Here is a 13,291-nt window from a genome sequence, read left to right as displayed (position 1 = left end):
ATCAATTAAATCACTCCAAACTTTTTCAACGCGAACTCAATTCCGTCTTCACTTGACTTTTTAGTTACGAAATCTGCAATTGTTTTTATTTTTTCATTCCCATTCCCCATAGCTATACCAAGTCCTACTAATTCCAACATGTCTATGTCATTCTCTCCATCACCAAACGCAATAGCCTCTGATTTATCAATGTCGAAATACTTTAAAACTTTTATAATGGCTAATGATTTAGATACTTCTTCTTGTAGTACATTCAATACATAAGGATGCCATCTCTTAAATGTTAGATACGGAAAATTTTGAATATATTTCTCAACCATTTCGTCAGTTGCATACAAACACATTAAGTAAACCTCTTGATTATAAATCAGTTTATTTATTGTAGGATAGTTATTCAATGATAGAGTTTCCTTCAACGCTTTTACTATTTCAGTATCTTTTACACCATTCATGCTAAAATCTTCAGTGAAGAATGAAAGACCTTGATTCTCTGTGTAGGAAAATTCAACGACATCTTGAATCACATTTTTATCCATCGGCACTTTATGAATAACCTGGTGATTGTGTTTGACATACGCTCCATTCGCAGTGATGAACGTATCTATTCCTAGTGCTTTTATTTCTTCGCACATAGATAATGGTCTTCCTGTTGCCGCTACTATCCTTATTCCTTTGTTCACTAATGCTTTGACTGCTTCTTTAGTATTAATTGAAATACTCCCATCTTCATGGTGCGTTATTGTTCCATCAACATCGAAAAACACAATTTTGTAAGCCATAAAAATCCCCTTCAGTAGCAGTAAGTTGAAAAGCGAGAAAATTGACATTAAATCATACTATACGTTTTTGGATTAAGCTGCTGTTGCAGTAACTAATGATATACTTCGAAAATCTTAAAGCCATTTCAATTCTCTGCTCATCAGAAGTGAAAAACTCGATCCCAGCACCTTTACGAACATTTATTGCTTCCTTAATTATCTGATGCCATTCCTCTGGTAGATGCAGCAATCCATACTCGCCAGCACCAAGTTTTGATAGTACGTTATGTTCTTTTAAGGTATAATATTGGCGTAACAATCCGAGAATCGACCATTCAATTTCAAAATCAATCTCTTCAGCTGATAGATGAAGTAACTGTCCCAATGAACTCTCAATTCTTTGGATCCGTTGTGCCCAATACGTATTCATATTTTCATGTACATAAGAAACTAAGAGCTGTGGATCAACTTCAAATCTTAGCGCAGTTGGTTCTGGACCTAAAATGCTAATTCCATTCGTTTTCAGTATCCACCAAGTGATAGAGTTAAAATAAGCACCATAACTCAATTCACCATCGTTATAGAAAGGATAAATATTATCATCAGCTTCTAGTTTACCAATATCCTCCCAAAGAACATAGACTCCATCCATTTCTGGTTTTTGATAGTTACTGGCAATAATACTATGAATTTCGGCTAATACTTCCACTTCTTCTCCTGACAAACGGCGATTTATTATTGCAATAAAATCAATATCACTTGAATCATTCACATAGGCATTCAGTGCAATTGATCCTTGGATATAAAATCCTTCGAGTGTGTTTGGTAAACGCTCATGAAACAAGGCGATGTAGTCCTTTAGAATGGTCTGTACAACAACTGGTAATTGCTGCATCAAGTTCTCCCCTTAATAAAATTGCATAATTCTCCACTAGTACAATGAATCCTATTTACTGTGTTTTAAATAAACAATATCTCCATTTTTCGTCACATCGAAAACTTCGTTATCTTCTGAATATAAAATTTTAACGTTGTCTACAGAATCTGTACCTTCAAAGAATATCCCAAACTTATTACTCTCAGGATAACCATATAGATAACAAACCACTTTTCCGTCTTTCATGAAAACGATTTGATTCATGCCCTCACTGACTGTTTCACTGATATTCCCCCACTTATATCCTATTATTTCATATATCGTTTCTTTTGAAAAATATGGAACGAATGAATAAACTTTATCCCATTCAAATGGGATAAATGTGGTCAAATTCACTTTTTTATTAGTTGCATTTTTTGATAAAATTTCATTTTTAAGCAATTTAAAATTAGAATCTCATATATCTTCTTTAAAAGGATTCATAACGAGTAAACTTACACATACAAGCAAAAACATTAAAATAACAACATATTTCCTTTGCTTCATAGTACATATCCCCCCTTTGTCAATGGGTTGCAAATTACTTCCATTAGTTAGACGAGCAGTATGACAAAAGGTTCAAATTATTAGCAAAATACAATAAAAGCTGCGCCGATTTAATACTAGAGAGGAGCCGGATTTCGATGTATCTTAGAATTAGGCTCCTTTCATTTTCTAACTTTACACACATACACCATAGAAGTACTTTTCACATTGAGCTCATTTTTATCCCAATCACCATATACCTGTAAGATCTCAAACCCATTCTCTTTAAGCACTCTTTCCATTTCGAGTGGAAATGAATAGCGTAATGAAATTCCATCTTGCTCTTTAGCAATTAAGGTTTCTCCTTGATAAATTTGTCGATCAGTATGGCAATGTAAGATCTGTGTCATCGAATTGTATTCTTCACGGTGAAATTCGATAATTTGATTACCATTATTATCGCTATACAGTTGCTCATATTCATCAACAGCTGCCAACTCATGTAGTAAAGGATTTCGCGTGTCAAAAATAAAAATTCCATCCTCTACCAGATGTTGTCGGACAGATTGTACTAAGTCATCTTGTACTTCATTCGTTAGGAAATGTTGAAAGGAATTCCCAGTCATAAAAACTAACGAACTTTTGACGGATAAATTCAACTTCGTGCAGTCTTGCAATAAAAACTCAATTAATAACTTTTGTTCTTTCGCCTTTTGCTTTGCACGTTCCAACATACCCTCATGCAGGTCAACACCAACCATTTGAAATCCACGTTTTGCCATAGGAATGGTAAGTCGGCCTGTACCACACGCTAATTCAATAATCGGTTGATCTAGCTTGGCCCATTCTAAAATCAAGTTCAAATCCTTCTGATAACCTTCATATAAGTGGTCATACATTTCAGGATCAGCATATTTCTCAAAGTTTTCTTCAAATACATTCCTACTCATACATTCTTCCCTCCACAATTGCATATTCCAATGGTGTAGCAATAGGAAAGCAACCTTCAAAATTACTTTTCCACAAGGGAGAATTCCCGCAACATTGAAATACGCATAATAAATTCAGATTTAACCTAACAATTTAGACTATAGCTTGAAGGATCGTATACGATCTTGATAAGCCCTTCAAAAAGGTGTCTCTGGGATGGATTAGCCCAATCATCCTCTACATCGGCCATTAACCACATAACCTCATCTAGAAAAACATGCTCTACTGCTTTTTCCCAATAAACGTAATCTAGATCGGTAAGACTACTATATTTTTTATAGCCTTGCAGGAATAATTGCCATTGTTCAGGCGTAAATGGCTTGTCTGGAGCGGTTGATAATTCATTATGAAATAAAAGTAGGGCTAATGCTACATCAAAAATACGTGGAATCCAACTGGCATTATCAGGATCTATTAAATAAGGATCTGGTGTATAGATTAAGTTATTCGCTTTGAAGTCATGTGGAGTGAGTACAAATTGCAAACCGCTATTTTTCAATTCTTCTTGCTGAGTAACTACTTCTACTAATTTCTTTTTCAGTTGAATACCTTCAATTTTAAAATCATAACGTGCAGCGTTTTTTTCTATCTTTTGAACACTCTCTGCCACTTCGTCCACATTAAAATCAAAAACATCATATTCTTCTAATTCAAACGTATTTTCCATGGGCGAAAGGCTGTGTATTTCCCCCAATAGTTTGCCTGCTGCTATGATTTCGTCATCTTTACCGGAATACTGCGCTCCCTTAATAAATGGATAAACTACATATGTATCCTCTTCGATTGATTGAGGGTTTTCCACACTTAAACTAACTGGTGTTACCACATTTACTCCATTTTCTTTTAAGTTGGTCGTATACCTCATCAGTCTTTGTGCACGCTCAATTGGTCTCTGTGTTTTCTTAACAATAAAATCATTCATTTCACTGTTAACTCGATATACCGGGGAGAAAGGATAAATACTTTTCGGTTCTTCTTGAGTTTGAAAGCTGAATCTCTTTAAAACTGCTAGTCCATTCATTATGTTTCCCCCCATATCAATTCACTTTGTTGATAGATTTATCGCCTTGAATACTTTCAAATTGAAAATCGCTTTTTGAGTATTCTCGTAGTGTAAGCTCCTTATTTTATAGTGTAGCAAAATCGAAACTAACCATTGAATGTCACTGACTCTTACACGAGTTCAAAGTTTATAACTGCCTTCATTAATTACAGAAAAAATGAGTTGCCGAAACAACTCATTTTTTCATTTCGACTATAAAACTTATATTTACCTCGTAACCATTAATATACCGCCACAATGCGATACGCGATGAAATTCACATTTACAAACATTTTTTAACGATGATTTGATTTCATTGGAGACTAAATAAAACTCATCCTCATCCCAATATTTAATGCTATCATTTCTACAAATTTCAAGCTCCTCACGTGTATGGAATGCAATATCACCAATGAATATTTTCCCATTCACTGAAAGTAGAGGTAGCAAACTCTTGATAAAGGTGATTTTCTCTTCATCCGCAATATGATGCAGCGCATATGTGCTTATAATAAAGTCATACTTATTGACTTCAAAAGAATCAGGTAAGCCCTTGGTAATATCCCACTCCACCAAATTTGCCATTGGCATTTTAGACTGAGCTACCGCAATCATCTGAGTAGAAAAATCTAAACCATCTATGCGATGCCCATTTTCATAAAGTCGACTCGTTAAAACCGCTGTGCCAAACCCTATATCTAAAATGGTTGATTGTTGCTTTTGCATGACCTCATTAAAAATAGTATTCAATATTTTTTTGTATCCAGCAAACGGATACAAATTATTTTCTTCACTTACTTGTACTGTTTGATCATAGTCATTCGCCCATAAATTAAATCCTAGCTGATTTAACATGAATGCTCCCCCTATAATTCGAACGAGCAATCGAGCATTTCTTTTTATTTAAAAATAGTCTTTTTAAATAATTTAATTTACCCGATTAGTCGCCGATCGTTTCCCCTAAGACGTTGCATCGATAGATAATAGTAGTTTTTTTCATAATAAACTCCACCTTTCATAGATACATAGATATTATCATAATATTCCGCATTTCGGAACCACTCAATATGAAATGATTTTTTTGAGGGATATAGCGTAACTCATATTTTGTGAAATAGTTTAGTATTGAAGACTTTCTGACAAAAGATTTAGCCTTATCCAGCATTTGATTTTTCCCATCAACGCTTCCTAGGGAGTAAGCCCTTGATGTTATTAACTTACAACGTTGAATAGCGGTTTAGTTATTGTTATACTCTCGAGCCTTTGCTTATATTGCATTCAATTTTAACTTTTCTAATTCGATCTCTATCTGATTTAAATCGATTCGTTCAAATAAAGGACTTACTTGAAAGGTTTGATATATTGATTTTTCTATGGGTTCCCAAGTAAATGGTGCTAAATTCAACATTGCTTTCACTTTATCACTTGAAAAAGGTAGGAATGGCGATAATAACTGAGCACAATTTGCAATAATATGCACACATGTAAGTAAAATATTCTTGCACTCTTCCCTGTTCTCATGGATTTCTTTCCAAGGTTGTTTTGTATCAAAGTATTTATTTCCGAAGCGAATGGTTTCAAAAATCGTTTCAATCGCTTGTTTGAAATGACCTTGTTCAATCAAGTGACCAATCTCACCATATCTAGATTGAGTCATTTCTACAATATCTAAATCCAGGTTACCAGAAACAGCCCCTTCAAATGATTTGTCAATAAACTTCAACGTCCGATTTACGAGGTTACCGTAAGCACCAAGAAGCTCAGAATTATGACTGAAAATGAATTCACGCCACGAAAAATCAGCGTCTCTATTTTCAGGTGCATTTGCAGTTAGAAAGTATCGAATGGAGTCAGGATCATAACTTTCCAAAATGGCGGGAACCCACACAGCCCAGTTTTTGCTCGTTGATAGTTTCATTTTTTCTAATGTTAAGTACTCGTTTGAAACGATATGTGTTGGAAAAGCGTCCTTTCCAATACCCGATAAAATAGATGGCCAAATAATCGAGTGGAAGGGAATGTTGTCTTTCCCATGTACATAGTAAGATACGGTCTCTTCATTCCAAAAAGCTTCATCACTTTGATTAGTGTCAATCGCCCATTGTTGACTGGCCGAATAATAACCTGATACTGCTTCAATCCAAACGTATACTTTTTTATCCTCATAACCTTGTACTGGGACACTAACTCCATTTTGTAAATCTCTGGACACAGCGCGGTCATGTAAACCTTCTGTCAAATATCTTTCTGATAAATGGATGGCATTTTCTCTCCACGCTTTGTTTGCCCGAACCTTCTTAACTTGCTCTTCTAGCTCATGTTGAAATGAACTTAATGAAAAGTAGAAGTGTTCCGTTGCCTTTGTGGTTGGTTCATTGCCACAAATTTTGCATTTACGGTCAATTAAATCAAGCGGATCAAGGATGGTTGAACAATTATCACATTGATCCCCACGAGATGGATGTCCACAGTTCGGACAAACACCCTCCACATACCGATCCGGTAAAAATTGGTGGTCAAACTCACAATACGTTTGTTCAATCTCTTTTTTATAAATATATCCATTCTCAAGTAGCTGCAAGAAAATCCGCTGGACAACTTCATGATGTTGTTGACTATCCGTTCTGGAATAAAAATCATAACTAAATCCCAGTATCGCAAAGCTTTCTATAAATTCTTGATGATAGCGATCTGCGATATCTTGAATCGCTAGCCCTTCTTGATTGGCCCTAATCGAAATAGGTGTACCATTACAATCGCTACCTGACACATATAAGACGGATTCACCCTTTAGTCGGTAATACCTCGCTAAAATATCCCCCGGTAACAACGCTGCGATATGGCCTAAATGCAATGACCCATTGGCATATGGCCACGCACCCCCAATTAAAATGCTCAAACGAATTCCTCCTTTTTAGGGCATACAAAAAACCCCGCCACTTATCGTATCGATAAGGACGAGGTTAATATTTCACTCGTGGTACCACCTTAGTTCACAAATAGCTCACGCCACTTGTCTTAGTAAGTACGTCGCTACAAATCCTGCGAGTATACTTTGACATTTGTAACAAGTGCCAAATCTTGTTGCAGCCTACTCATCCGCGGATTTTCAGTGCAAAGCTCGGAGATCATGTTCATCAGACTAGTTTGCTTCATTTCCACCAACAGAAGCTCTCTATATAACATCGTCTCATTACTTTTCCTCGTCATTGCCGTTTGATATAAGGTTTGAATTGATTATAGAGAAGTGTGTGTGTAAATGCAAATAATAAATAAACGTATTTCGTGGTCATGTTAACCATACTTGTATCACAACGTCAGCGATACACTACAGTGGATTATTACAAGTAAAGGAGTCACCATGCATTACATATGGGATTTGTGAATAATGAGTTGCCCCAAAAATTATTTCGATTGTAAAACTTAATCCAGTTACTTTTATGTAAGTTATTTCCTTATTTAGACTTTGCCATTTTGAGAACTTATATTCATTGTAATTATAATGTATTCTGTATAATTATATTTAAAATCTCTAATTTATCCAAGTCCTTATTGTTATTTTTTGTTCTTCTATAGCCATCTTCTAGCGATTTATTATAGACTTTAACGAAATCCAAAATCGTAGGTAAATAGTATTCTGAACCAGCATCTTCAAATAGGTTTAAACTTGTATAATCTACATCCGCAAATTCCAATAAATCTTCCGTAAAAGCAAACCCAATTTTAATATCATTTTTAATAAATTCATGTTCCTGTAAGTTAACCATTCTATAGCCTAGCTGTTCCATGGTATGTTGGAGAAATTTCCATTTTTCTTCTAAATAAGTTAAGGGCACAAGTATATCAATATCTTGAGGAGAAAAGTCGATATTTGTTACTTTTCCAAGACCTAATGAACCATATAAGACGGGTACAATGTCTAACTGTTGGTTTAATAATCCAGAAATACATATAAATTCTTCATATAAATAATGTTCTCTATTCATAATTTCCCCTTCTATCAGTCAAAACTATATTTATATATAGTAGTAACTTTCACTCGTTTTTTTTGCACAGAAATCGATTCGGTATTAAAGTTATTTATCATCTTTTGGTGAAAATTTAGCACTCTATTTTCCACTCCACTCATGAACTAAAATACTGTATAAAAGGGAATCACGCCATCCATCTTTTAGTAGTAAATCCTCACGTATTCTACCTTCTTTTGTCATGCCTATTTTCTCTAGCACCTTTGATGAAGCAACATTTCTTGGGTCGCATGTCGCATAAATACGATGGAGATTAAAATTTTTAAAACTGAATTCAATTACCAATTTCGCTGCCTCTGTTGCATATCCCATTCCCCAAAAATCTGGATTTATAATGTAGCCAATTTCTCCGATTTTATTGCTATAATCTTGGATATTTAACTCAGCTGCCCCAATCATGTTTCCGTTTCCCCTTAAAATTATGGCAAATACAAATCGACTTCTTGGTTTCTTTTTTGCATCTACAATAACTTGTTTTACAAACTCTTCAGATTCCTCCTCAGAGTTTGGTCCCCACGGTTGGTACTGACACACTAGTTGTTGCGATGCATATTTATGAACATCTACCCAATCTTTCTCTTCAATTTCTCGCATTATTACTCTTTCACTTTTAAGATATTCCCCAATCAAAAAAATCCCCATATCTAACTTTCCCACTCTCCTCTTCGTCAATTTTAATAAGGTTCAAGTCATTTTTTATTTAAAGGCTTGGAACCTTGTCAGTTCCTCTTCAATTCCATTCATAATGTCAGATGCTCCTGTTGACTTGTTTGAGCATACAACAACTATTTGAGATGAATTGGGAAAATAAGCGGAGTGAAAGCAAACTCCAGGATCATAGCCCATTACATGATACTTAAATACACCTTTTTCATTTTTCTTAATCCATATGCCATATCCATAAAAGCTATCTTCATCGACTTGAGTATGAGCCGTGAGTAACTGATTGGTTAGTACCTCATTTAGAAGTCGATGGTTCATCAAGGCTTCCCATAGCCTAACCATATCTTTTGCTGTTACATATGCTCCGCCATCCGAACCGCCTTTTACTGGTAGTGAATAAATATTCGTTTTCCATGTTCCGTCTGAATTATCTATATACCCTAAAGCAGTCCCTTGCGGAAGAGCATCAAACGCAAAGTATCCTGATTCTAACATGCCGACTTCTTTAAAAATACGTTCTTCAACGTAGTCAGTAAAGACAAGTCCACTTACTTGTTCAACTATCAAACCTAGCAAAATATAACCTGCATTATTGTAGTGAAACCGCCCTACTTTCGGAGATTTCATGTGCTCATTTTGAAAAAGTGGCAAAAAGTCGCTCAAACGTCTTAAGTGATACATCGGATTTTTGACCCACAGTTCCTCAAAGTCATCCATGACTTCTTCATCGAAATAATCTGGCATTCCTGTAGTATGCGTCAGTAAATGGTGGATGGTTATCTTTTCGTCTAAATACGGAAAATCTAAATCAAGACATTCTCCTATAGTCGTATCAAAAGATAGTTTTCCTTCTTCTACAAGCTGACAAATTGCAATTGATGTGAAAAGCTTACATCCAGACGCTATTCCATATCGAGATGTTGTTTGATTTTTTAATTGTTCAGAACGATTGGCATAACCATAGCTTACATCTGCCAAAATCCTTTCCCCATCTTTAACAAATACAGTACCTGAGAAATGATTACTACTTTGAATTTTTGCAATCTGCTCTGTAATTTTTATGTTCACTTTTATTCCCCCAATGTATCTGTTTTAAGTCATATCTTTGCTTCAACGTAAGTTAGATAGTTTATACTCTTTGACAAATTCCTCGTAATCCAATACTTCAATTGCATCTGACCAATGCCTAATGAAAATAACAGGTTTTCCATTAGCCTTGAAATCCTTAATAACAATCTTGATTATTGACAGCTCTCTTGAAAATTACCGAAATTCACTATTCCATTTTCCCACCAACTTTTCCTTTGATAGATAACTCTTCTAGAATGGTGATAACTTCTCCTGCTATTTAGGGGGTCGTTCTCTGACACTTTTTTTTGAAAAATCGTGTTAATGCCAATCATCTTTCCAAGGCGGGACCCCCGCCTTATATTCCCGCATTTGTTATACTAATCGTATTAATCATTTAGGGGGTTAAAAACATGGCAAAGTTATTTGAACCATTTACAATACGCGATGTTGAATTTAAAAACCGCATCGTTATGTCACCGATGTGTATGTATTCGAGCCATAACGAAGACGGAATGATTGAGGATTGGCATAAGACACATTACGCCACACGTGCTGTCGGTCAAGTTGGCCTTATCATTGTTGAGGCTACAGCAGTACAACCTGCGGGACGAATTTCCTCACAAGATCTTGGCATCTGGAGCGACGACCATATTGCGGGATTAACAGAAGTGGTCCATCTCATGCAGCAGCAGGGCGCGAAAACGGGCATCCAGCTCGCACATGCTGGACGTAAAGCGACAGTCGACGGCGATATTTATGCACCGTCCGCAATTGCATTCAATGAAAAGTATAAATCGCCTGTTGAAATGACTTTAGACGATATAAAAACGACTGTACAAGCATTCAAGGAAGGTGCAATTCGTGCGAAGAAAGCCGGGTTTGACGTCATTGAACTCCATGGTGCACATGGCTATCTTATTAATGAATTCCTGTCGCCTTTATCGAATAAACGGACGGATGATTACGGCGGCTCTGCAGTAAACCGCTATCGCTTGTTACGTGAAATTATCGAAGTAGTTCGCACTGTTTGGCAAGGTCCCTTGTTCGTCCGAATATCTGCACATGATTATACTGACGGAGGCATGACGTCCATTGCGTACATTGAAATGGCGAAGTGGATGAAAGAGCAAGGCGTCGATCTAATTGATGTTAGTTCCGGAGCGGTCGTCCCAGCCGCAATTGATTCATTTCCTGGCTATCAAGTGAAATTTTCGGAAACAATTAAAGATGGTGCCGATATATTAACGGGCGCAGTTGGCCTGATCACAACTGGTATCCAAGCAGAAGAAATCTTGAAAAACGGCCGTGCCGATATGATTTTGCTGGCACGCGAACTATTGCGCGACCCGTACTGGGCATATACAGCGGCAAAAGACCTCCGTGTTGAGATCCAGTCGCCGAAACAGTATGAGCGAGGCTGGATGTTTTAAATAAGTTATCCTGCCAATATTGGACAGTAATTTATAAATGAAAAAGTAGTAGTGCAAACCCTGGCACGGGTTCGCACTACTACTTTTTTAGTGATATGCCTGTAGAGTATCCTCTTAGGTATCTACCAATAGTAAATATAATTTATTCACCTACTCGAGATATAAAATTCGTGGAAACTTCACGAACCAGATAAAGTATTTGTCTAACTCATTCAATTCTACGTAGTAGTTCCAAATATCTCCTAATGGAGTTATATAACCTTTCTGAGTGTTCACCAAAAATAAAGGTAAAGGTTATAACTTTGTAGAATATTGTCTATTAAACGAAAATGTTTGAAGGGATTGAGATAAATGCAGAAGTTAACGACTAGTGTTAAACAAGTACAAGAGAAACTATTGGAATTAGGACATCCAAACGAGGTCGTCAAATTGACAGACAGCGCTCGAACTGCTCAAGAAGCGGCAGATGCCTTAGGGTGTGAGGTCGCGCAGATTGCTAAATCGATTATATTCAAACTAAAAAGTACAAATGAGCCGCTATTAGTTGTTGCGAGTGGAATCAATCGCATTGATGAGAAGCTAGTTGCTCAAACGCTAAATGACAAACTAGGTAAAGCAGACGCTGATTTTGTCCGTGAATCCACAGGATTTGTTATTGGCGGGGTTCCCCCATTAGGGCATAAAAACTCTGTACTAACCTTAATTGACGAAGACCTTTTCAAGTATGAAACGATCTGGGCTGCTGCTGGACATCCGAAAGCAATATTTCAATTAACACCAGATGAACTCGAGAAAATGACAAATGGACAAGTTATTTCTGTAAAATAATGTTTGATACATACACTAAACCCGATTCTTCCTGCAATAGGAAAAATCGGGTTTCAGCTTACATATTTTCACATAAGATATTGCTATGTTCAAGTAGATGTAACGGCTGAAAAGCACCTATATCACTCTGAATTCATGTTTAGTCCCGAATAACTTCACCGTTTTTCCATTCGAACCGTGAGAAGTCTTCCGCAATATGGAGTGCAGGGAAAATGGCTTCCCCTTGTTTTTGCAATTGCGCCACGTCGCTAGGCATGAAACGGGCACTAATATGATTTGCAATAAGCGTTTTAGCTCCTGCTTCTTGCGCTACCCGTGCTGCATCCCCGATTGTTGAATGGCCATATTCTTTCGCCAGATTTCCCGTATCTATATCGAACGTAGCCTCGTGAACGAGAATGTCCGTGTCTTGCGCCAGTTCAACAGCGGCACTACAATAATTTGTATCACCAAGAATGGCAACTATAAATCCTTCTTGCGGTTCCCCGGTGACGTCCGAACTGGCAACAACTCGCCCGTCCTCCAATATCACATCTTCTCCGCTCTTCAACTGTTTCAGTAGCGGACCGTTTGGTACACCCGCTTCTTTCGCTTTGGTGATGAGTAACTTTCCTGGAAGAGGCTTTTGCTCAATCCGATAACCTAAACACGGGATAATATGCTGTAAACTTTTCGCAGTTACACGGTAATCGGCATCTTCAAAAACAACGCCTTCCCCGATTTCATGAACAATTAGCTCATAGTTTAAATGCGTATTGGTTACGCGCAACGTTGTCTTAATCCATTCATTCAACCCAGTTGGCCCATAAATGTCAAGTTGCTCCTCGCCACCAAGGAATGAGCGCGAGCCAATCAATCCGGGTAATCCGAAAATATGATCGCCGTGCAAATGCGTGATAAATATCTTGCCGATTTTCCGTGGTTTTAGCGATGTATGTAATATCTGGTGTTGCGTCGCTTCCCCACAATCGAATAGCCAATAACCGTCCCCTTCGGCCGATAAATTCAAAACGACAGCTGACGTATTACGCATTTTGGACGGCATACCCGCCCCAGTTCCTAAAAATTGTAGTTCCATA

At 36.9% G+C, this 13,291-nt stretch carries 13 protein-coding genes and 1 other annotated feature; of the genes, 2 read left to right on the top strand and 11 right to left on the bottom strand.

Translation table 11 applies throughout. The features are described 5' to 3' along the window. Window positions 1–5: 5 nt before the first annotated feature. From ACGLYD_RS07915 to ACGLYD_RS07870, 10 genes are all read right to left on the bottom strand, one after another. Entirely contained in the window at window positions 6–779 is a 774-nt protein-coding gene (locus tag ACGLYD_RS07915) for a Cof-type HAD-IIB family hydrolase (RefSeq protein ID WP_399632265.1), read from the bottom strand. Between the two features lie 52 nt (window positions 780–831). Continuing rightward, window positions 832–1,653, bottom strand: coding sequence for an aminoglycoside adenylyltransferase domain-containing protein (locus ACGLYD_RS07910; RefSeq protein WP_067209169.1), 822 nt, complete (start codon window positions 1,651–1,653; stop codon window positions 832–834). A 51-nt stretch (window positions 1,654–1,704) separates the two neighbouring features. Next, the gene (locus tag ACGLYD_RS07905; RefSeq protein WP_067209166.1) at window positions 1,705–2,076 is read right to left on the bottom strand and encodes a hypothetical protein; all 372 of its coding nucleotides are present in this window, start codon (window positions 2,074–2,076) and stop codon (window positions 1,705–1,707) included. Window positions 2,077–2,342: 266 nt separating this feature from the next. Further along, window positions 2,343–3,110 (bottom strand): class I SAM-dependent DNA methyltransferase, encoded by a 768-nt coding sequence (locus ACGLYD_RS07900; RefSeq protein WP_399632261.1) that lies wholly within the window; start codon window positions 3,108–3,110, stop codon window positions 2,343–2,345. 125 nt (window positions 3,111–3,235) lie between these two features. Further along, complete coding sequence (locus tag ACGLYD_RS07895; RefSeq protein WP_399632258.1) at window positions 3,236–4,171, bottom strand: aminoglycoside phosphotransferase family protein; 936 nt, start codon at window positions 4,169–4,171, stop codon at window positions 3,236–3,238. 249 nt (window positions 4,172–4,420) lie between these two features. Next, on the bottom strand, window positions 4,421–5,047 hold the full coding sequence (locus ACGLYD_RS07890; RefSeq protein WP_342538198.1) for a class I SAM-dependent methyltransferase: 627 nt from the start codon (window positions 5,045–5,047) through the stop codon (window positions 4,421–4,423). A 412-nt stretch (window positions 5,048–5,459) separates the two neighbouring features. Beyond that, window positions 5,460–7,091, bottom strand: coding sequence for a methionine--tRNA ligase (metG, locus tag ACGLYD_RS07885; RefSeq protein ID WP_399632255.1), 1,632 nt, complete (start codon window positions 7,089–7,091; stop codon window positions 5,460–5,462). 51 nt (window positions 7,092–7,142) lie between these two features. Continuing rightward, window positions 7,143–7,411, bottom strand: a binding site (T-box leader). 278 nt (window positions 7,412–7,689) lie between these two features. Then, entirely contained in the window at window positions 7,690–8,178 is a 489-nt protein-coding gene (locus ACGLYD_RS07880) for a hypothetical protein (protein WP_067209151.1), read from the bottom strand. 123 nt (window positions 8,179–8,301) lie between these two features. After that, on the bottom strand, window positions 8,302–8,862 hold the full coding sequence (locus ACGLYD_RS07875; RefSeq protein ID WP_187047881.1) for a GNAT family N-acetyltransferase: 561 nt from the start codon (window positions 8,860–8,862) through the stop codon (window positions 8,302–8,304). A 54-nt stretch (window positions 8,863–8,916) separates the two neighbouring features. Next, on the bottom strand, window positions 8,917–9,951 hold the full coding sequence (locus ACGLYD_RS07870) for a serine hydrolase domain-containing protein (protein ID WP_399632252.1): 1,035 nt from the start codon (window positions 9,949–9,951) through the stop codon (window positions 8,917–8,919). A 413-nt stretch (window positions 9,952–10,364) separates the two neighbouring features. Here ACGLYD_RS07870 and namA point away from each other — a divergent pair, with 413 nt between their 5' ends. Then, window positions 10,365–11,384 (top strand): NADPH dehydrogenase NamA, encoded by a 1,020-nt coding sequence (namA, locus tag ACGLYD_RS07865; RefSeq protein WP_342538195.1) that lies wholly within the window; start codon window positions 10,365–10,367, stop codon window positions 11,382–11,384. Window positions 11,385–11,735: 351 nt separating this feature from the next. Next, a complete protein-coding gene (locus ACGLYD_RS07860) occupies window positions 11,736–12,212 on the top strand; it encodes a YbaK/EbsC family protein (protein WP_342538194.1) in 477 nt (158 codons plus the stop codon). Between the two features lie 139 nt (window positions 12,213–12,351). Here the strand turns inward: ACGLYD_RS07860 and rnz are convergent, their stop codons facing one another. Further along, window positions 12,352–13,290, bottom strand: a complete 939-nt coding sequence (rnz, locus tag ACGLYD_RS07855; RefSeq protein WP_187044803.1) for a ribonuclease Z — start codon at window positions 13,288–13,290, stop codon at window positions 12,352–12,354. Between the last annotated feature and the right edge of the window lies 1 nt (window position 13,291).

Origin of the sequence: Sporosarcina sp. SG10008 (genome assembly GCF_044569405.1) — a bacterium.
Classification (GTDB): Bacteria; Bacillota; Bacilli; order Bacillales_A; family Planococcaceae; genus Sporosarcina; species Sporosarcina psychrophila.
Note: the sequence above shows the minus strand (reverse complement) of the source record. Positions and strands in the feature narration are given on the sequence as shown.

Bases quoted from the DNA above. Each gene is read 5' to 3' on its own strand.
- ACGLYD_RS07915 (WP_399632265.1), bottom strand. From the start codon at position 779: ATGGCTTACAAAATTGTGTTTTTCGATGTTGATGGAACAATAACGCAC.
- ACGLYD_RS07860 (WP_342538194.1), top strand. From the start codon at position 11,736: ATGCAGAAGTTAACGACTAGTGTTAAACAAGTACAAGAGAAACTATTG.
- namA (WP_342538195.1), top strand. From the start codon at position 10,365: ATGGCAAAGTTATTTGAACCATTTACAATACGCGATGTTGAATTTAAA.
- ACGLYD_RS07890 (WP_342538198.1), bottom strand. From the start codon at position 5,047: ATGTTAAATCAGCTAGGATTTAATTTATGGGCGAATGACTATGATCAA.
- ACGLYD_RS07900 (WP_399632261.1), bottom strand. From the start codon at position 3,110: ATGAGTAGGAATGTATTTGAAGAAAACTTTGAGAAATATGCTGATCCT.
- ACGLYD_RS07895 (WP_399632258.1), bottom strand. From the start codon at position 4,171: ATGAATGGACTAGCAGTTTTAAAGAGATTCAGCTTTCAAACTCAAGAA.
- ACGLYD_RS07880 (WP_067209151.1), bottom strand. From the start codon at position 8,178: ATGAATAGAGAACATTATTTATATGAAGAATTTATATGTATTTCTGGA.
- ACGLYD_RS07910 (WP_067209169.1), bottom strand. From the start codon at position 1,653: ATGCAGCAATTACCAGTTGTTGTACAGACCATTCTAAAGGACTACATC.
- ACGLYD_RS07875 (WP_187047881.1), bottom strand. From the start codon at position 8,862: ATGGGGATTTTTTTGATTGGGGAATATCTTAAAAGTGAAAGAGTAATA.
- rnz (WP_187044803.1), bottom strand. From the start codon at position 13,290: ATGGAACTACAATTTTTAGGAACTGGGGCGGGTATGCCGTCCAAAATG.